Below are 19963 nucleotides of genomic sequence, written 5' to 3'. Positions count from 1 at the left end.
CCTCGCCTATTTCTTTGAAAATTCCTGCAGTTCAGAAAAGGCGAGCGAGCTACAAGCTCCGTTTCCGTGCATCTCCTAAGAAGACCACGGCTGCCTCGTCTTACGTCAACGGAAGGCTTATCAGGCGCGCTTTCGGGGATGACGTTGCCCAGCTACATACCGCGCCCGGGCTATATAGTAATTGCGTTCCTATTGTGCTGGTTCTTCATCTTAGCTTGTAGCACGAATATCACGTTAGAGGGGCGCAGCATACCCTATGATTCTCATGCTCTTCGACTTATCATTATTAGGTAAAACGACGCGGAGCGCCAATTCCGTCAGGTTGTCCGATGTCAGCGTATCCGAGCTAAGGCTTTGTTATTGTTCGAAATTCGGTAACGCGTCGAACGAGCGTTCCTTGGTAAGCCGCAAGGCCATTCACACCGGCGATCCGATATCTTGCATCCGCCTGCAAAATCGCCGTAGCTTTATTGAATACTTCAGATGTCGCCGTGAGCGTCATGATAAAGTCCGGGGCATCTTTCCGCGTGAAAGTTAGCACTGCCTTGCTGCCAGCTATGAGGTACGTGCCTACTGCGTCCACCCTGCCGTTTGACGTTATGCGACCGTCTCGCAACGTGAAAAACGAAGTAGCCGCTGGATCCAAGAGCTGCTCCTTTGCAAGGTAGAACCAGTCACTCTTCAACGCCGTTTCGGTTATGATCGCCATCGTGTATCCCTTTGGCGGACGATCTATAAACTAGCGGGTGAAAACGGAAGGCGTAGATTCGAGCAATCGACCAAGCATCTGAATTCAACGATGATGTTGCACACCTGAACGTGTTCAGGTTCATTTGGAATAATCGCAATTTGCTCGACCAAGCTACTGGTTCCCCTCTAGGGTCTGCATTCCAAAAGCGTATTGAAGAGCCTGCTATGAGCCGCTGGGTTGCCTCGTTATCGGTTGCGTTGCTAGTTCTAGCGTTGCCGACGGTTGCATCGGCAGCTAGTTTGCTCCGTTATGTTGGGGAGTGCGTCCCCTTCGCGCGTGCAGCGTCTGGCATAGAAATTTATGGCGACGCTTGGACTTGGTGGGAGAAGGCGGACGGTCGGTACCAACGCGGCCATGTCCCGCGTCAAGGTGCGGTAATTGTGTTCCCGAGAATAGCAAAGTTACCATTAGGGCACGTAGCGGTAGTCAGTCGAGTAGTAGAAAAACGAGTATTAATGTTGACCCATGCCAATTGGTCGCGTCAGAATGGAAAACGTGGGCACACGGAGCAAGACGTAACGTTGTTCGACGTCTCTGACCAAAATAACTGGAGTAAAGTCAAGGTTTGGTATCGGGACGCCAATGGGCTTGGTGGTGGTATATACCCAGTGGCTGGTTTTATCTATGCGCGAAGGCCGGTCACAGGGCTTAGCGGCCCGCATCCGGACTACGTTGGTGCGCTCATCGACGCATATGTACCATTAGCACGGTGACGCGGATCGTTCCATATCGTTGGTTGGCTTAGTCTATTCAGGAGATATTTGCCGGACGATGGAGGTAACGAGTTCTTCTATACCGCATCGTAAGCGTTAGCTATTAAACCAAGTAAAATATGGCAAAAATACTTTGTATTCGCGTCCTAAGTGGCACCATTTTCATAATTCGCAGTATAGTGATAGGCCCACGGCATGAGGCACGCACTGCTCTGGCTTATGACGCTGACTGATTTGCGTCCAACTTTGTCATTTGCGCGTAGGCTCCGCGAATGTCTCCAACACTATGCCTCAGCGTGAGCAGGTTCGTTAATGATTGAAGTTTCTGGCGCGTAAGCAGACAGATCGACGCTGGAAAAATTCGTTAGCAATCTGCTGTTGGCAAAAAGCGTGCTACGCACCTTGACATACGATGAGGGACCGCGACTTCTGGGCGGTGAGAGACCGTTGCTGAGCATGGCCGGCTGAGCGCGGACTATCTATATTGATCAGCCTATCGGTGCTCTCAGCGATCGTATTGCGGTTGAGTGCTGCGTCGTTACCGCTACGGTTGACGCGATAACTCTCGCCTAGCCTTAGTAGTAGTATAATGGATATCATTCAGTTCGAGAAAATGTATCCGACCCCATCGCATGCAGCGGAGGCTGAGCGATTTGAGCGGTTACCAGAGGCGGATCGAGCACGCTTCAAATATTTGATGCGCAGTCGAAGGCGCTCGGTAGACGCGTTGGCAAGCGCGACGAAATGGATTGACCAGGATTATCTTCAAGAAACCATAGACATGATTGATCGCATGTTGGGGGCCTTGGAACGCAGCACGAGCATATCCGGTAGGGCAGTCTACGCTATCTAAATATGTTCAGAATATGCTCCCATTGCTGGACCGCGTGGCACCCAACCCGTCGCTGGGCTAGTCGCAGGCGAGCTGGACAGCGTGCCGGTGCCGGGATTGCGGACGATGCCGCGGCAGCTTGCCGCGGCCGTCGCCTTGGCCTATGGCAACGGGCATCGGCAGCGGCATTTTCGATCGCCCTGATCGATCATCAGCCTCGATTAATTATGTTGCTCGCCGCATCAGTGCTCGCGGTGATGGTGCTGACGATGACATGGCTGGTGCTGGTAATTGCCCGCCGGTTATGGTGCGATCGGCATCCCTACCGTTCGCAGCCGTCTACAGGGGCTAGAGTAGGTCAGCTGAACCCATGAGCGACGACCGGCAGGACAGGACGCCGCTAGCACCGGCAGCTGATGACAACGAACCTACTTGTCGGACGTCCGGCGGGATCCTCGACGCCCTGAATATGGCGGGCGTCGAGGACGTCGAGATCGCGTTCGAGCGACCGATCAGCTACCCGCGGCCAGCGTCATTCGATTGATCGATTTTTGCCAACCTGAAGCAAGCAAACCGCAACCATAATCAACCGTCCTCGCTGCTGTATTTCAGGATTATTTATGCCTCATGCCGGGCAGTAGCATGAGGATGTGCGATCCGTGTCGCAGATCGCTCCATCGCACTGAACAGCGCTCCCGATCAGTGCGAAGTGATCGACCACTTCAGGCGACCCGAACCTGCTCCGGCGGGACAACCCGATCGCATCAATCGCTACAAGATAACCAAGAGAAAAATTCCGCAATCTAGCAATCAGTGACCCCACCATATCTGCCTCACGGGGGCGGTTATCGTCGTTCGCAGCGGCATCGCTAACTGGCCGATGCCGCCCTGGCAGATCGTGCTGAGTGTTGGCATTGCGATCTTTGTGATGCAGGTCGCAATGATCCACGATCAGTCCGACTGGCCCGTGTTACTGGCGTATAGATGCTCGTGTTGATGGTGACCACAACGACGTGGCTGTTCGGTCGGTGCCGGAGACCCTGTTGGCGGACCGAACGGCCCTGCTCATGTATGCTAACGGCATCGAGCTTTTTGAACGACCCGAGCCCACTTCGACGGACCGTCCGACGCCATTTTTATGTCGCGATCATGTCGGCAAACGATCTCGTGCGCTGAGGATCAGTGATGGTTTCAAGACAGCTATCGGGTCAGATTGTTCGCCTGACCAAGCGAGTGCTGGCCAGTCGAAGCGTACTCACGCAACAATAAGTAACCGACAATTCGCTGTGATACTGGCGCCGCAGCCAGCTGGTTCTGGAGTCATCGTACCAACTGAAATTGCTTTATCTGCTGGCCGGCTCTCTCGCCGGCCGCAGCCCCTGCCGAAATCCTAAACGATATCTAGGTCACCAAAATGGATCACAGCCGGCATTAGAATCTGCAAAAGGGTAGATGCACACCTGATGCACCCTGACGGGTGCGGAAAAACGGCGGAAAACAGGGGCTACGAAGGAATGGTCCATACGCCGCTCTGTGCGTGGACCACGTGGATCAAGCGTAGCACAGAGCAGGTATTCCAGCTTTTGCAAGATTTTAAATGGTATTGCTCTGCCCAAGTTCTTGCGCACCGGGATCATGCGATGCACACTCATCCGAAGGGCAAAAGGGGTATTCGATGGCGCGCGTACCGATCACGGTCTACCTCCAGCCGGATCAGCTGGCGGGCATCGAGCGACGTGCGGCACAGGTCGGCAAGCAGCGCAGCGCCTGGGTGGCGGACACGCTGGTGCGAGCGCTCGATGACGAACTGTTGCCGCTCGACGAGATCCTGCTCGACCAGCTGACCAAGATGCGCGCCAGCGTCGAACTGCTGGTCGAAGGCCAGGTCGGGCATGGACCGAAGGGCAAGGCGGGGCTGATGGAAATCCGGCAGCGCGGGCGCGAGCTCGCCGCTCGGATGCTCGCCGAAGCGCGGCAGCGGGTAGGCCGATGAACGAGCCCGGTCGCAAGCGCATTGACGTCTCGAACGAGCTTCACGCCCGGCTCGAAACGGAGGCACGGCGCAAGGGCATCAGCCTGCGCGATCTGATCGATCGCATAGTCCTCGAAACACTGGAACGCGCCGTTGATGCCGATGCGTCGCCAGGCAGGTTGGAGCGTCCACCTGAGGCTGCGCAAAACAGGTCCTTCACGATGCGACTGGCCGAGGTCATCGCGCGGTTCGATGCGCTCGTCGAGCGGTTGGCGACAGAGCTGCCGGCGGCGATCGGCGCAGGCTTCGACGGGGTCAGGAAGACCATCACCGAGACCGGCGGGACCGGTCATCTGCGCACCATGCTTGCCGAGCAGGACAAGGCCCAGACCAAGCGACTCGTCGCCATGGAAACCGGGGCGGAGAAGGGACGGGACGCCCAGACGCTGCTGTTCGAGAAAGGCAACCGGGAGCTGGCCGTAAAGATCGATACTTTGCGGGACGAGGTGGCCCGATTAGGCCAACTGAACAAAGGTCGGCGATGGTCTCTTGCCCTGGGTGCGGCGGGCACGCTGATTGCAGCCGGGGCGAGCGTTCCGGTGCTGGCGGACACCCCCGCAGGCCGCTCGCTGGCGATCCGGCTGACGGGCGAGACGACCGCGGTCGGCGCCGCCTATACGCTGATCGGGAACGGCAGTGTGACGGGCGGGATCATGGCGCAGACCAAGGCGCTGCTGGACGACCCGCAATTCCGCTCCGACTACACGCGTTGCATGACGCATACGCGGGAGGTGAAGCGCCGGTTCAGCTGCCGCGTGTCGATGCCTCCCTACGCACCGAAGGCGTCATGACCGTCCGACCCAATCCCCTGCCCAAGAACGCGGCGGATTATTATGCCGCCGATAATTATTATACCGGCGAGCAGGAAGGGCCCTCCGCCTGGGGCGGTGAGGGGGCAGCCGAACTCGGACTTTCCGGCCATGTCGACGGCGATGCATTCAACGCCGTGCTGGACGGCCGGCTACCGGGCGGCGTGGTCATTGCAGATGGCGGCGACGGCACGCGCAATCGTGGGTTCGACCTTACCTTCAACGCGCCCAAATCGGTGTCGCTGGTGGCGCTGATCGGTGGCGATGCGCGCGTCGTCGCGGCGCATGCGAGAGCAGTGTCGGCGACGATGGCATGGGCGGAGGCGCGGTTCGGACAGGCGCGCTCGGGCAAGGCCGGTAAGACGCTGCAGCCGGCACGGATGGTCTATGCGCTGTTCCAGCACGACCTCAGCCGCATGCTCGATCCACACCTCCATACCCACGCCGCGGTGGTCAACGCAGCCTTGCGCGCCGATGGGTCATGGGTTGCCCTCAACAACGGGCCCCTGTGGAAGCAGTCGACACTGATCGGTGCCGCCTACCATGCCGAGCTACGGCTCGAACTGAGCAAGCTTGGCTATCAAACCGAAATCAACGGCAAGCACGGCCAGTTCGACATTCTCGGTATCCCTCGCGACGTGATCGAGGCGTTCAGTGCCCGGCGCGAGGAGATCCTGCGCAAGGCGGCCGAACTCGGAATGACCTCGCCGCGCGCGATGGCGCAGATCGCGACCCGCTCGCGCGACGCCAAGCAGGCGGGCGATGCACAAGTGGCGCGCGCGCTGTGGGCGCAGAAGGCGGTGGTGCACGGGCCGGCAATCCACGGCGTGACGCAGGCCGCGTACGATATGGTGCGACCGCGTTCAGCGATGGCGGCGGTACGCGACTGGGGGGCCACTTTGGTGGCGCGGGTCACCCGTGGGTTCGGGCCCAGCCCCGAGCCGCTGCTGCGCGGTCTGGACGATGTCCGCCGTGGCGGCGATCTCGCCAGTGCCTATGCGGTCGCGGCGGGCGTCCGTCACCTCGGTGAGCGGGCGGCGAGCTTCGACCACCGCGATGTCCTGGCCGCCAGCCTTTCCATGGCGGAAAAGGGGGCGACGGTGCGCGGCATAGAGGCACGGACCGATGCCCTGCGGCAGGCAGGCGTCCTGATCGCGGGTCCGCGTGGCGGTGTCCATGCCAACCGGCTGACGACAAGGGACATGCTGGCGACCGAGAAGACGATCCTGGCAGCCGTGCGCGCCGGTGTCGGCACCGCGAACTCGCCGATGGCGGCATGCAAGGCGGATGCGGCGCTGACCCATGTAGCGGAAGCGCGGGGCGTGACGCTGGCGGATGAACAGCGCCAGGCGGGGCTGGCGATGCTCGCCGGCACCGATCGCATCCAGCTGATCCAGGGCGATGCCGGCAGCGGCAAATCCTTCCTGTTCGAGACGGTCGGCCGGGCGGGTGCGGAAGGCGGGGTGGGGCTGCTGGTGCTGGTGCCGCAGAACAAGCTGATGGAGGAGATGGCCGGACTCGGGCTCAAGATGCGTTCGCTCGCATCAGTACTACAGGCGCATGGTCGCAGCGATGGTCGCGCCCGTATGAGCGAGACGCTGTCCACGCTGATGGCGGGCAAGATCGTCGTACTCGAGGAGGCGTCGATGGTATCGTCGCGTCAACTGGCCGGGCTGATCGATGTGGTGCGGGCAGGCGGGGCGGCGAAACTGGTGCTGGTCGGCGACGTGAGGCAGATCGCGTCGCCGAGCGCGGGGCGACCGTTCGCGTTACTGCAGAAGGCCGGCATGCCGACGGTGCGCCTCGCCGAGAACCGCCGCCAGCAGACCGACACGCTGCGCGAGGCCGCTTCGCTCGCCCGTGAAGGCCGCATCGGCGATACCGTGGCGCTGCTCGGCGGGCGGGTATGCGAGAGCGCCGATCCGGCTGCGGCTGCGGTCGCGCAATATCTCGGTCTGCCGACCGGAGAGCGCGACCGCACTGCGCTGCTGACCTCCGGGCATGTGCTGCGCGAAGCGGTACTCGGCGCGGTGCGCGACGGGCTGATGGCCGAAGGTTTGCTCGGCCCAGATGCCGTCACGCTCAGGGTCTGGGACAATCTCAACCTGACCCGCGAGGAACTACGCCAGTCGCGGTACTGGGCCGAGGGCATGCGGCTCGACATCTACCGCCATCAGGCAGGACTGGTGCCTGGCTCCTACACGGTCGGCGCGACCGAACGGGGAACCGGGACCGTCCGGCTCGAACGTGACGGGCATACCCGGCACTTCGATCCGCGTAGCCTTCACCATGCCGGGCAGGGGGCCGCGCTGGCGGTGCCAGGCGAGATCGAGGTGCGCGAGGGCGACCGTCTGATCTTCACGGGTGAGGACAATACGCGCGGGATGACCAACGGCACTGCGGTCACGCTCGACCGCATCGAGGGCGGCACGCTGCATCTGTCAGGCCGCGACCGCGACCATGTTATCCCGCCGAACGATCCGATGCGTGAGCGGCTGGGGCACGGAGCGGTGCTCAACATGCACCGGGCGCAGGGCATCACCGTCGACCGGGCGATCACGGTCATGGACAGTCACGACCGCCTGCTCAACAGCCAGAGCCTGTACTATGTTCTCCAGACCCGGGCACGCGAGGACATGACGCTGCACACCGATGACCGCGCAGGCCTGGTCGCGGCGATCGAGAGCCACCGCGGCGATGTGCCGCACGCGCTCGACCTCGCACCCGAACTGTCGCCCTCAGGCGGGGAGCGCTTCGATCCGGCGACGGGGGAACTGGCCCCGGCAGAAGTTGCGGCGGAGCGTGCGGAAAGCAGGGATGCGCGCTTGCTGGATGCGATGAGCGCCGCCTTGCAGACGATCGGGAAGGAGGAGGTCACTGCAGCACCGGTCTGGCTTGTGCCTGAACCGGTCGCGATGGTGCAGGTCGAGCCGATCGCACCGAGCCGCAAGGAGCTCGAAATCGAGATTACCCGCGACTTCGACATGGACATGTAGTTTTACCTTTCCGCCGGCCTTGCAGATTGGGCATAACGGCCGCGGCGCGCTGGCCTAGCAAGGCAACATTGCTGATCAGGAAGGGCTGGGGCATGTTTGGGTCATGCAAGATCCCTTCGACCCAGACAGCTTCATCATCACCGCGAATGTCCACATTCTTGGGATCGCGCCTCGGATCGAGCGCACGCTGGAGCTGCCCGTCGATCTTAACTTCGCGCAGTTCCATGAGGTTTTGCAGGCAGCGTTCGGCTGGACCGATAGCCACCTGCATCGCTTCGACGTCGGCGGACTGACGATCGGCGCGCCCGAGTTCGATGATGGCGACACATATGGTCCCTGTACTATCGAGGCGGGCGGGGTGCGCATGCAGGACCTCAGCTTCCCCTACGGTGAGGACGCCAGCCTCCAAGCCTTGTACGTGTACGACTATGGCGACGATTGGCATCACCGGATCATGCTTCGTCGCCGTATGCGTGATCCGAATGTCAGCTATCCCCGATGCATTGAGGGTGTACGATCCGGGCCGCCCGAGGATATGGGAGGGTACTCCGGCTACGCTGACTGTACGCCAACGGCATCGAGTTTTTCAAACGACCGAGTTAGCTTCGGCGGACCGTCGTTTGTCACCCGAAGCGACCATGAGGTGTTCCCGGCAGCCGTGTCCATCACCTCTCCAAGGCGTTCGAGGTCATTGTCGATCTTGTTTCTGGCGACCAGGTGAGGGCGGATGGCGCTTGCGGTGTTGACCTGTGGCATGCGCTGGCCGACGTCGAATGGCGCAGTCCCTATGCCACATGATTTCCTGTTCGTTCCGCCGTGTGGGCGAACTGGTGCCCTAGGTGCGGGAGGATGGCGACGGGGTGGACTGGTACTGTAGCGGCGAACCTGCGGTCGTCGCCGGCTTGATCAGCGATGCATTGGCCGAAGCAGGATGGTCATGGACAACGGCTGGGGATCGGCGAAAGCGATGTCCGCCCGGCACGGTGCGGGTGACACTTGATCGGAATCAAACCGGCTCAAGAGGGTAAAGGTCTACCTTTCTGCCAGCCTCGCAGATTGGGCATAACGACCGCGGCACGCTGGCCTAGCAAGGCAATATTGCCGATCAGGAGGGCTGGGGCATATTTAAGCGCTTCGATTTCGGTGTCATCCCCATGTCGGCATCTGGAGTCAGGAACGATAGAGGGACAACGATTGATCCCAAACTTTCCCAATGCGGGAATTTATTGTTTCCCGGAACGGGAAATGCTAATCAATGAGTATGAGGATCATGGCCAGGAACAAGCTAATTGCGTTCTGGTCGAAGCACCCCACAACGGAAGCCTCTTTGAGGCACTGGCATGACGTTGCTGGGGCGGCTGGTTGGCAAAGCTCCCTGGACGTCGTTGCCGATTTCTCGAAAGCGAAATCGCTTAACGGCGAACGGGTCCGGTTCGAGGTGGCTGGTGGTGATTATCGTATGGTGGTGGCGTTCGACTGTAAACGGTTAATTGCTTTCATCAAGTTCGTTGGGACGCATGCCGAGTACGATAAGATCGATGCCTTGACGGTGAGCCTGTTTTGACGATGCCTATTGGAGCTGGTGCGATGCACATTCGTCCTATCCGGACCGACGAAGACCATGAAACGGCGTTGCGAGAGATCGAGGCGCTGTGGGGAGCAGAGGAAGGCACCGATGCCGGCGATCGGCTCGACGTTCTCGCCACGTTGGTCGAAACCTATGCAAGCCGCCGCTGGCCTATCGAGCCACTTGATCCGGTGCGCGCGATTGAGGCAGCAATGGAGATGAACGGCTATACTCGTGCCGAACTGGCTACCCTGATTGGGCAGTCACGAGCGACCGAGATATTGAGCCGTCATCGTGCCCTCACACTCCCCATGATCCGTAAAATCGCCGGAGCGTGGCATGTGCCGGAGAAGGTGCTGGTTCAAGAATATGCGCTAGCCAAGGCCTAAACCGGGACGGTTGGAGAAGACCCTATCTCGCCAAGGACTGGGAAGCCTCCATCGCATCGTCCGAAGCCTGGATGCTCGTCTCGTCCATAAGACGAATGACCCGCCGTATTGCTAAACTCGAATTATGAGTCGGGCTCTAAGTGATTTGCCCTTCGGACTGCCCGTTTGACCAAGAGGTGACGCTGACTGCCCGAACCGCGGCGACGTCGCGTGCAATTCCATTGGCGAAAGACGCTACCAGGCTGCCTCGGCCACGTCGATCCAGGGAACGAAATCCCCCTCTGTTTTACGCCGGATCGTTTCGTGGAACCTCTCGACGACGGTACGCGCCTCAACAAGCGTCGGTACGCCAGCCTCTAGGCGAGCGTCCCAGGTCGCGGATTAAGTGTGCTAGTCGGTCGAGCCGCGTCACCACCGTGTCTTCGTCGCGCAGCTGCTCGATCATCTTGACTAGCTCGGGCCGGTCACGCTTCACCCTGAGATCTTTTCCTCGAACGCCCGCTTGCATCCGGCCTCCTTTAACGCCGCGCGTTGCAGTCGAGTGCACGAGAAAACAAGAGCGTTGAGAGCGCTGTCGCGAAACTTAGCATTTACGAAACGTTTGGAAGTTAGGCCATTAGCGACAAGACCGTGACCGAATACGCCCAATAGCTACGAATAAAAGTCCGTCGAGCTATGCGGGGCCTGCTTACGCGCCACTGGACAACATCGTTGAAAATCGCGCAAACGAACGAAATACGGCAGCAAATATGCCGATAAGGGGGAATGCAATCGTGATCCGTTCTGTTCCGGCCGTGCGCTGCCGTAGTCTATCGTTTGTGCTCGGGACGAGCGCACTGGCATGGGGATTGGCGCTGCCGACGACTGCGCAGGCGCAATGCGCGCCCGATCAGAACACAGCGAACAGCACGACGACCTGCGCCGGGACCGACTCCGATGGCGTCCGCGTGACGACCCGCGGTGCGACACTGGTCGTTGCGAGCGGCGCCACTGTCTCAAACATGGGCGCGCCGGCGATTGCGGTCGATGTGCCGCGGGCGAGCTCGGCTTCTTATTCGATGAATACGCTCACGATACTGGGCACCGTCTCTGCGCCGGGACAGACCGCCATCGCGATTAACTCGGGAACGCTGAACCAAACCTCCTATTACAGCACGCAGGAGACGGCACTGACAATCGGCGCGGGGGGCAGCGTGACGGGCGCAACGGCGCTGGCGCTGCTCCAATCGCCGGGCAACCCGAACGGGACCGTCTCTGTCAGCGTCGACAATGCGGGAACGGTGACCGGCACTGGCGGGACCGCGTTGCTCGCCAACACGGTGTCGACCGCGCAGAGCTATCCAAGCCTGCTCACCAGCTTCTCGACGATCACCAACCGAGCGGGCGCGAGCATCGTCGGCGGGATCATTGGACAACTGTCTACGCTTGCCAATGAAGGTAGCGTCGATGGCGGCGGGGGAAGCGCGCTCGATTCCACTATCGGTTATGGGCCCACGGTCACTAATGTGGCGGGCGCGACGATCCGATCGACATCGGCTGCGGGAACGATCTTAGCCGGGCCGAACTACTATATGACCGTCACCAATGCGGGGACGATTGCCAATTCAGGCAGCGGCGCGGCGTTGGCGGGCGGTTTGCTGGCCGTTACCAACGAGCTGGGTGGGCAAATCGGCAGCGCAGGAGTGACCGCGATCGCGGCGTCGACGTCGCTCACCCTCACCAACCGCGGCACCGTGATTGGCGACATCACCACAGGCAATCGCGACAGCACAATCAATTCGACCGGTGGCACGATCAACGGATCGGTAAACCTGGGCGACGGCAGCGACACGCTGATCGCGCGGTACATGGGGACCCGTGCGTTGGCAACGGGGATCACGGGCGCGATCAACGCGGGTGGCGGCATCAATACCGAGCGGGTGGTGTTCGCCACCGACACCCTTGTGACGACACCGATCGACCTAAATGCTGGCTTTGGGCAACTGCTGCTGGCGCCCGATGCCAAAGTCACGGCGACGCTGACTTCCGGCTTCTCGACCGCGACCCCGCTGGTCATCACAGGGCTAGGCACTGTAGTCAATCAAGCGACGATCGCGCTCGCCGGGCGGGCGGTCAGCGATCTAGATTACGCTTTCGGCTCCAGTGCGCAGTTCCGTAATGAGGGGTCGATCACCGCCTCAGTATCCAACACCTATGGTTCGGCCGGCATCGTGTTGAGTAGCCACAGCTTCGCCAACAGCGGCACCGTGAGCGTGACCGGCAGCGGCGGGGTGTCGATGTCGTACAATGCGGTTGTCAACAGCGGCATTATAACCGCGGCTGGCCCCGGCGTGAACATGTTCGACGGCGTGCTGACCAACAGCGGCACGATCGTCTCAACGGCCGGCATCGGTGCGTATCTGAACGGGAACGTCGGCTACACCGCGTCGAACAGCGGCACGATCCGCGGCGCCACGACCGGCGTGAGCACCGGCATCTACCTGACCAACACCGGCACGATCAGCTCGGCTGGCGTCGGGGTGGCCGTGCAACCCTATGGCTATCTGATCAATGCAGCCGGCGGCGTCGTGAGCGGCGGCAGCGGCGGCGCGGTCACGGTGAGTTCGTTCAACGCCGGCGTGGCTAATGCGGGAACGATCAACGGCAACGTGGCCTTTGACGGGTTTGGCAACAGCAACAGCCTGACCTATATCGCGCTCACCGGTGGGACGCTGAACGGCAATCTGGCGCTTGGCGAAAGCGCAACGCTGGTGACCGATCTGGTCAACACCGGACCAGGCCAGTTCGCGGGCATCACCGGAACCGTGACCGCCGGCAGCACCTCCGCGCTACGCTACGCGGTCAACGCCGACGCAACTGCCAAGATCCCGACCGGCAATGTCGGTCCGTTTGAAAAAGTCGGCTATCAGCTCGCAAACGGCGCCGCACTGACGCTGTCCGCGCCCACGGGACAGGCCCGCGCACAGGCCCTACAGCTTGCCGGCAACGGCAGCGTCGACCTCGACGCCGCCATTGCAACGACGAATGCGCCTGTGGTCCAGTCGACCTATGCGATCACCTATCCCGGCGCGACGACGCCGGCCACCGGCGCGCTGTCAATCACCAGCCGCGGGGCGCTCGGCTTCACGCGGACCACCACGAACGGCGACTATTACGCCGGCGCCATCGTCCTGAATTCGGTCGACAGCTTCACCAATGCAGGTAGCATCGCCGTTACCGACCGAACGGGTTCCTCAATCGCCGGGATCTATGGTGGCGCGAGCGCGACCAACGCTGGCACCATCACGCTGAACGGTGCCGTCGGCATTTCGGGCACCGGTACGATCACCAACACCGGAACCATCAGCCAGACCGCGGGCGGCGCGCCGGCGCGCGGGGTGGCGAACTTCGGCACGCTGATCAACAGCGGGACGATCAGCGTGGGCGGCAGTGCGGTGCTGCTGGGCAATTCGTATTATACGGGATCGACGTACGTCCTGCCGACGATCACCAACACCGGCACGCTCGTCTCCACCTTCGGGGCGGCGATCACAACCGATGCCTATAGCTACGGTCCGGGGCAGATCATCAACGCGGCCGGGGGTACCATCGCGGGTATCGGCCGGGCAATCCAAGTCCGGTCCGCGACGCTTAGCAACGCGGGCACGATCAACGGGACGGTTGACCTGGGCTATGCTGACGCCAACACTCGCAGCTACAATTCCTCCAGCTACATCGCCGCTGGCGGTACGATCGCTGGCGATCTGCTGTTCGGCGCCGACAGCGACCTGCTGCTGCAGACCGGCGATTCCCTTGGCGTATCGGGCATCGTCGATGGCGGCGCGGGCACCGACATCTATGGTCGCGTATTCGCCAGCAGCGGCACGGTAGACATCGCCCCGACCGGCGTCCGCAATTTCGAGGACTCGCTAGTCCAGGCGGCTGGTGTCGATACAGTCGTGACCACGACCGCGAGCGGTACGTTCAGCGGCAATCTCTACGTCGCCGGCACCGGCAGCATCGTCAACCAGGCAAATATCGCCGGCATGCTGACGACGTCGCTGCCCTATTCCCTGTCTTCTCCCTATCTGGCCGATCCGATATTCCCTGCGGATCAGGTCCTTGCCTCGCTGACCAACGCCGGCGCGGTGGCGGGCGGCGTGTATGCAACCGTGCCGTCGTTCACGAATAGCGGGACCGTCACGACGTCCAGCTTCTACGGCCCCGCTGTCAGCCTGAGCGGCGCGCCGACGCTAGCCTTTGCCAATAGCGGCACGATCGGCGTTCCGAGCACGGCGACATATTATACGCAGGCCGCCAACCTGTACGCGACGCAGGGCATGACGATCGACAATAGCGGCCGGATCGACGGCGGCCTGTTCACCGTGCTGCGGTCCGACGATTCCGCAGCGCCTGTGTCGTTAGGCGTCGCCAACAGCGGCACGATCGCCAGCAGCAACGGCGCCATCGCCGCCTCTTTTGCCATCGACGCGCGCGAGAATGGCGGCACGGCGAACATCACCAATAGCGGTACGATTGCCGCCCAAAGCCCGGGATCCGCGTATGCGCTCGACCTCGACGTCCGCTCGTCGTCGCAGCCCTTCGCCTATGCGCTGACCAATACCGGCACCATTTCGGCGACGGCCACGCCGATGACGGGCGGAAACTACCCGTCCTACGCCTACGGACTGATCGTGCAGGGCGGCAATTTGTCGGGGACGATCACCAACGCGGCCGGCGGCACGATCAGCGCGACTGGCGACCGCGCCTATGCCATCCTCGCCGGGGACAGCGCGTTAAACCTGATCAACGCGGGCACGATCAGCGCGTTCGGCACGACGGGAAGCGCCGCCGTCTTCACGTACGGCACCTTCGACAACATGATCCGCAACACCGGCACGATCACCGGCGACGTTCTGCTCGATGCCGGTTCGGACACGGTCGACAACGCCGGTACGATCAACGGCTTCGTCGATCTCTACGCAGGCGACGATCGCTTCGTCCAGCGGGTTGGAGGGACCTCCAACGGGCTCGTCGATGGCGGCGACGGAACGGACAGCTATGAGCTGGCGACGACCGGCGGCACGGTATCCCTCGCCGCATCGCAGATAGCCAATTTCGAACGCGTGACGCAGACCGGCACCGGAACCGGTGTTTTCTCGGGCAGCTTCGGCGTCGACACGATCGGTCTCTCCGGCGGGACGCTTGCAGTCGCGGCGGGGCAGACGCTGGCGACCCAGGGTGCGACCACCGTCACCGGATCGGCTGGCAGCGGAGCCCTGACCCTCGTCAATGCCGGCACGATAGTGGGCGGGATCACGCTGGCGGAGGGCAATGATATCGTCGTCAACACCGGTGCGATCGGCGGCGCGGTGCTGCTCGGCGCGGGCGGCGACATCTATGTCGAGGGGGTCGGCAGCATCGCCACTGGCGGCGTCGACGGCGGTGCAGGGGCCAATCTTTACCGCGTGATGCTGGGCGGCGATCGGACCGGCATCGGCGCGCGCACCAATTTCCAGACGCTGGCAGTGGACGGCAGCGGCACGCTGGCGCTGACGCTCGACCAGCACTTCCAGTCGATCGCGCTTACCGGCACCAGCCTGTCGCTGGGATTGGGCGGCTACACGGTCGGCCAGATCACCGGGACCGGTCCTGCGACGCACGTGACGCTCGATGGCGATGTCGGTGCGGTCCAACTTGGGGCAGGCAACGACACGCTCGCGATCGGCGCGGCGACGCTGGCCGGCCGCTACGACGGCGGCCTCGGCACCGACACGCTGCGGCTGACCAAGACGGGCGCCGTGACGCTGACGGGTGCCGCCACGGGGTTCGAGACGCTGGCGCTTGCGGGTAACGCGCTGACGATCGTCGGCACGCTGGGCAACACTGGGCAATCGATCGCGATCACCGGTGGCGACAAGACGGTGACGGTGGCGCGCGGCGGCGTGCTCGTGGGGACGATCGATCTCGGCGCGGGCAATGACGGCTTCCGGCTGGCGGCGGGCGGCACGCTCGTGGGCACCGTGTCCGGGGGCGCTGGCAGCAACGCGGCAACGCTCGACCTGTCGGCGGGCGATTTCGGCCTGCGCGCGGGCACACTCACCAACTTCGCGCGGTTGACGACCGAAGGCTCAGGCACGCTGACGCTCGGCGGTGGCGGCTTCGTTTATGACGCGCTGGCCGCGGCGGGCAACCTGACGATCGCCGCCGACGCTGGCCTTGCGGCACGTGTAACGTTCGAATCGGCCGACAACCGCTTCACCATCGACGGCGGCTTTGCAGGTGCAGTTGATGGCGGCACGGGCAGCGACAGCATCGACGTATCGGGCGGCAGCGCCTCGGCACCGGTCGCGTTCTCGAGCATCGCCAATATCGAGGCGTATCGGATGAGCGGTGGGTTCGCGACCATCGCGGGCGTCACATCGCTGGGCAATGTCACGTTGACCGGCGGGCGGCTGGTCGGACTGGCGGGCTCGAGCATGACCGCCGCGACGTTCACCGTGAACCAGGGCGCGACGTTCGGCTCGGCGGGGACGGTCAACGGCAACATCGCGGTTGCGGGAACGCTGAGCCCGGGCGCCTCGCCGGGCACGATGACGGTCAACGGGAATGTCGCGCTGGCGTCGACCTCCACATCGCTGTTCGAGATCACGCCGACGATCTCCGACAAGCTGGTGGTCAACGGCGCGCTGACGATCGCTGGCGGGGCGACGCTGCAACTGGCCTCTACCGGCGCGCTGACGCCAGGCCAGAGCCTGGATCTCATCACAACCAGCGGCGGTATCACCGGCAGCTTCACTACCGTCATCAAGCCCGCCTCCCTGTTCGGCTTCGTGGTGCAGGATGCCAACACCATCCGGCTGCTCGGCCAGTTCCTGAACGACGCGGGCTATACCGGGCAGGTGCGCAACAGCATCGACTACGTCAACGGCGTCCTAACCAGCGGGCAGGCAAGCACCGCGCTGATCGCCGCCGCGCCGCTGCTGGTCGACGCATCGGGAGGTACCAATGCCTTGCTATTCGGGCGGCTCACCCCCGAACCCTATGCCGCTGCACGACAGATCGGCGTGGAGAACGGGCTGACGCTGGCCGACGCAGCGCGCGGCAGCGCCTTCACGCCGACCCGCGACACGCCGGGGGTGTACACCTTCGCCTCAGCGCTTAGCGGCACGCGCACCCTGGGCGCGAACGTCGTGCGCGGCACCGCGCGGACGAACGTCAACGGCTATGGCTTCCTAGCCGGCATCGGCGTCGCAGGCGAGGGCTGGTCGCTGGGGGCGTTCGGCGGGTGGTTGAACGGCCACCAGACCCTGTCCAACCTTGGTGCGCGGACGCAGGCCGATGGCGTCGTCGCGGGCGTGCATGGCCGCGTGCAGCGTGGCGCGGTCGGTATAAAGGCGATGGTCGCCTATGACGGCGCGCAGGCTGAAACGCGTCGCGCGCTGCCGGGTGGGACAGCGTTTGGACGCTACGACCTGCACAGCTGGACGGCCGATGCGAGCATCGATGCAGCATTACCACTGTCGAGTGCCTGGACGATGCGGCCGAGCATCGGCGGCACCGTGATCCGTACCACGCGCGACGGCGTGACGGAAACCGGGGGCAGCGCCTTTGCGCTCACGGTAGCCAAGCAGCGCAGCACCGCGGCGTTCGTCGACGGCAGCCTGACGTTTACAAGCGCCGTTTCGTCGGGCAGTTTGATGGTGGCCCGGCCGTATCTGACGATCGGCGCGCGCTATCAAATGAAGGGTCGCACTCCCTATGCTCTGGCCGGGCTGGGTGGCGGCGACCTCGGGTTATTGGCGACGGGTGCGCCCCGCGCGCCTTTACTCGCGACCGCCACGCTCGGTGCTGACATCGCCGTGTCGCAGCGTTTGGCGGTGTTCGGCGCGCTTTCCGGCGAGAGCGGAGACGCAGACCATAACGCGTCGGCCCGTGTGGGAGTTCGGCTGGCGTTCTGACGCGGCGGATCCGGAGGCAGGCCTGTCTGCTTCCGGATGCTGAAACGCCTGAGTAGGCTAGCCGGCGAAACCAGCATGCTTGAGAGAATGTCGGGAAGCGGCCGAACCAAATCGTGCGTGAGGACTTCGTCGCCACCAAAGCATCGCAGCTACGCCGCGTGCTAATAGCCTTTACGAATGATCAACGTTGCGCACGCCGAGATTGCGGATGGCGAATTTAAAGAGAAGGCTCACTGACCCCTTTTGAAGCAACTAGAAGCCGTTTCGGTAAAGTTACAAGCGTAGGGTGATCGAATCACATCATCTCGACCTTGTTGCGCTGGATGCTGAGCTTACGGAGCGTGGCGAGCACAAGGCACTGGTATTTGCAATTCGGTGCGCTGCGGATCGTGGCTGCTATGCGCTTCAGATCGGCGGGGCGATCTACGTCGTCCACGCCTTTAATAAGAAGTCGAAGACCCGAATTGCCACGCCTAAGGCCGAGATCGATCTCCGCGCCGCCCACGGTGTTACCGGCATCACCGCAGCTGATTTCTTGCGTATCCGCAACGTCAATCTAGGCCAGTTCACATTTGACCGTCTCATCTCGAGACTTTGCCGTCTCGATCAAGAGGTCGAGGTATCGGTCTCGGTTCAAGCTCGACCGTAGGCGGCACAGCCAGTGGCATTGTTGGTATAGCGAGGCGGACATGGCAAACACGGCTAGCAGTAATTACCACCTCAGCGAACTTGTAGCCGATGAGAGTAAAATTGCCGATCTAGATGCATGGGTTGGACGCCAGATCGTCAAAGCGGCAGCGGAAGGAGTCGATCTAACGGATGATCACCCCTTTGAGATCGTCCATCGAATACCGAGGAGGTCTACGACTGGCGCGCAAATCAACCTGAGCTGAGAGACGTGCCGGTCACAAATGAGTCCGCTTTCCGTAACGCAATCGTCGGACTTGTCGCGCGAGGCTTCATTAAAGCGGCGACGGAGATCGCAGCATGCCAAGAACCTATGCGCCTTGGTAAGGGGGCAATCGAGGAAGCGATATTACGCTTGTTAGAAATGCTGATCGGCCGACCGCCGACTTCAGGAAGACGGTCTGGGCGGAATCATCGTCATCGCTTAAGTCCCAGCATTTCTCGAGTTTTCAAACTTCGTGAACAACCACAAGGATAGCCCGACCATAAGTGATCCGCCCCAGATGGCCGCGATAAGATATAGAGCTGCTTTAAACATGATTGATGTCCTCTCCCTAGCGGGGGTAGGATAGCCAAAATCGCCATCACCTGAATGCGATAGCCATCGAGCGTTAATCAATTGAGGTAGGTCCATCGTTTAGGCTTGATTGTAAGGACCGAAGACGAGCCATTCTGAAAACTGATGCATGCCGGAACTGCCAGTGCCATCCATCGTCTCGATCTGGTGCTCAGCGGGGGTTTTGGCCGGCATTGCTGCCGCCATGGCTCATCCAGTGGGGCAGCGTGGTCCGCGACGAGATAAGGCTCGCCGCACGATTATCCTTCGATCCAAGCGGATGGCGGACGGTATCAGCCGCTTTTGCCAAGCCCGGCAACTTCGCCCGCTTGTTCTAATCGTTGAAGCTCACGCTCGACAGCTTCTCTCAACACATCGGCTTTTCTCTTGGTGCCGCGGACCGCATCCAGGCGTCCGCTTGTTCCCTCCCTCACAAGGAACGCCAATTGTTCTTTAAATTCTTTCGACCGGGTCACGCGGGTCGATCTAGCCACTCCAGCACCGTTAGTCGAACTATGACCGGAAGCGTTGGATCCACCTCGTCCAGATGGTCGGGGAGGAAAACGGTGTCGTAGAAGCGTTGTGGGCGGCCCCGAAGGACCGCCCGACCGCGTTACATGGTGAAGGATTAACGGAGGTCTACGCTACTGACGCGGAGACCAACGCTGCGCATAATTACAATCCCGGCGAG

Annotated in this window: 12 protein-coding genes and 1 pseudogene; 11 read left to right on the top strand and 2 right to left on the bottom strand. The window is 62.0% G+C overall.

Annotated elements, in window-relative coordinates; genetic code table 11:
* Positions 1-346: 346 nt before the first annotated feature.
* Entirely contained in the window at positions 347-709 is a 363-nt protein-coding gene (locus tag ASE69_RS20490; protein ID WP_056490930.1) for a hypothetical protein, read from the bottom strand.
* A 206-nt stretch (positions 710-915) separates the two neighbouring features.
* Between ASE69_RS20490 and ASE69_RS21690 the strand changes: the two genes are divergently transcribed.
* The 11 genes and pseudogenes from ASE69_RS21690 (at position 916) to ASE69_RS22460 (ending at position 18678) form a co-directional block, all read left to right on the top strand.
* Positions 916-1464, top strand: coding sequence for a CHAP domain-containing protein (locus tag ASE69_RS21690; RefSeq protein ID WP_082453301.1), 549 nt, complete (start codon positions 916-918; stop codon positions 1462-1464).
* A 1202-nt stretch (positions 1465-2666) separates the two neighbouring features.
* Positions 2667-2840, top strand: coding sequence for a hypothetical protein (locus ASE69_RS22335; RefSeq protein WP_156362450.1), 174 nt, complete (start codon positions 2667-2669; stop codon positions 2838-2840).
* Positions 2841-3971: 1131 nt separating this feature from the next.
* Positions 3972-4289, top strand: coding sequence for a hypothetical protein (locus ASE69_RS20480; RefSeq protein ID WP_056490923.1), 318 nt, complete (start codon positions 3972-3974; stop codon positions 4287-4289).
* Positions 4286-5119, top strand: coding sequence for a hypothetical protein (locus ASE69_RS22465; protein ID WP_056490920.1), 834 nt, complete (start codon positions 4286-4288; stop codon positions 5117-5119). The genes ASE69_RS20480 and ASE69_RS22465 overlap by 4 nt, the downstream gene beginning before the upstream one ends.
* Entirely contained in the window at positions 5116-8133 is a 3018-nt protein-coding gene (mobF, locus tag ASE69_RS20470; protein ID WP_056490917.1) for a MobF family relaxase, read from the top strand. Before ASE69_RS22465 ends, mobF begins: the two co-directional genes overlap by 4 nt.
* A gap of 103 nt (positions 8134-8236) precedes the next feature.
* Positions 8237-8854, top strand: a complete 618-nt coding sequence (locus ASE69_RS20465) for a plasmid pRiA4b ORF-3 family protein (RefSeq protein ID WP_235519020.1) — start codon at positions 8237-8239, stop codon at positions 8852-8854.
* Positions 8855-9394: 540 nt separating this feature from the next.
* Complete coding sequence (locus ASE69_RS20460) at positions 9395-9697, top strand: type II toxin-antitoxin system HigB family toxin (protein ID WP_056490976.1); 303 nt, start codon at positions 9395-9397, stop codon at positions 9695-9697.
* Positions 9698-9720: 23 nt separating this feature from the next.
* Positions 9721-10089, top strand: a complete 369-nt coding sequence (locus ASE69_RS20455; RefSeq protein WP_056490973.1) for a helix-turn-helix domain-containing protein — start codon at positions 9721-9723, stop codon at positions 10087-10089.
* Between the two features lie 26 nt (positions 10090-10115).
* Positions 10116-10217 (top strand): annotated as a pseudogene (locus ASE69_RS22330) (IS5/IS1182 family transposase); the annotation flags it as partial.
* 645 nt (positions 10218-10862) lie between these two features.
* On the top strand, positions 10863-18029 hold the full coding sequence (locus tag ASE69_RS20450) for an autotransporter outer membrane beta-barrel domain-containing protein (RefSeq protein WP_235519019.1): 7167 nt from the start codon (positions 10863-10865) through the stop codon (positions 18027-18029).
* 286 nt (positions 18030-18315) lie between these two features.
* Positions 18316-18678, top strand: coding sequence for a type II toxin-antitoxin system RelE/ParE family toxin (locus tag ASE69_RS22460; protein WP_056490913.1), 363 nt, complete (start codon positions 18316-18318; stop codon positions 18676-18678).
* Between the two features lie 887 nt (positions 18679-19565).
* Here the strand turns inward: ASE69_RS22460 and ASE69_RS22320 are convergent.
* On the bottom strand, positions 19566-19748 hold the full coding sequence (locus ASE69_RS22320) for a hypothetical protein (RefSeq protein WP_156362448.1): 183 nt from the start codon (positions 19746-19748) through the stop codon (positions 19566-19568).
* Positions 19749-19963 lie beyond the last annotated feature (215 nt).

This window comes from Sphingomonas sp. Leaf208 (genome assembly GCF_001421415.1).
Lineage (GTDB): Bacteria > Pseudomonadota > Alphaproteobacteria > Sphingomonadales > Sphingomonadaceae > Sphingomonas.
Note: the sequence above shows the minus strand (reverse complement) of the source record. Positions and strands in the feature narration are given on the sequence as shown.

What these genes read in the sequence shown, in the direction of transcription:
- ASE69_RS20490 (WP_056490930.1), bottom strand. Translation starts at nt 709, where the DNA reads ATGGCGATCATAACCGAAACGGCGTTGAAGAGTGACTGGTTCTACCTT.
- ASE69_RS21690 (WP_082453301.1), top strand. Translation starts at nt 916, where the DNA reads ATGAGCCGCTGGGTTGCCTCGTTATCGGTTGCGTTGCTAGTTCTAGCG.
- ASE69_RS22335 (WP_156362450.1), top strand. Translation starts at nt 2,667, where the DNA reads ATGAGCGACGACCGGCAGGACAGGACGCCGCTAGCACCGGCAGCTGAT.
- ASE69_RS20480 (WP_056490923.1), top strand. Translation starts at nt 3,972, where the DNA reads ATGGCGCGCGTACCGATCACGGTCTACCTCCAGCCGGATCAGCTGGCG.
- ASE69_RS22465 (WP_056490920.1), top strand. Translation starts at nt 4,286, where the DNA reads ATGAACGAGCCCGGTCGCAAGCGCATTGACGTCTCGAACGAGCTTCAC.
- mobF (WP_056490917.1), top strand. Translation starts at nt 5,116, where the DNA reads ATGACCGTCCGACCCAATCCCCTGCCCAAGAACGCGGCGGATTATTAT.
- ASE69_RS20465 (WP_235519020.1), top strand. Translation starts at nt 8,237, where the DNA reads ATGCAAGATCCCTTCGACCCAGACAGCTTCATCATCACCGCGAATGTC.
- ASE69_RS20460 (WP_056490976.1), top strand. Translation starts at nt 9,395, where the DNA reads ATGAGGATCATGGCCAGGAACAAGCTAATTGCGTTCTGGTCGAAGCAC.
- ASE69_RS20455 (WP_056490973.1), top strand. Translation starts at nt 9,721, where the DNA reads ATGCACATTCGTCCTATCCGGACCGACGAAGACCATGAAACGGCGTTG.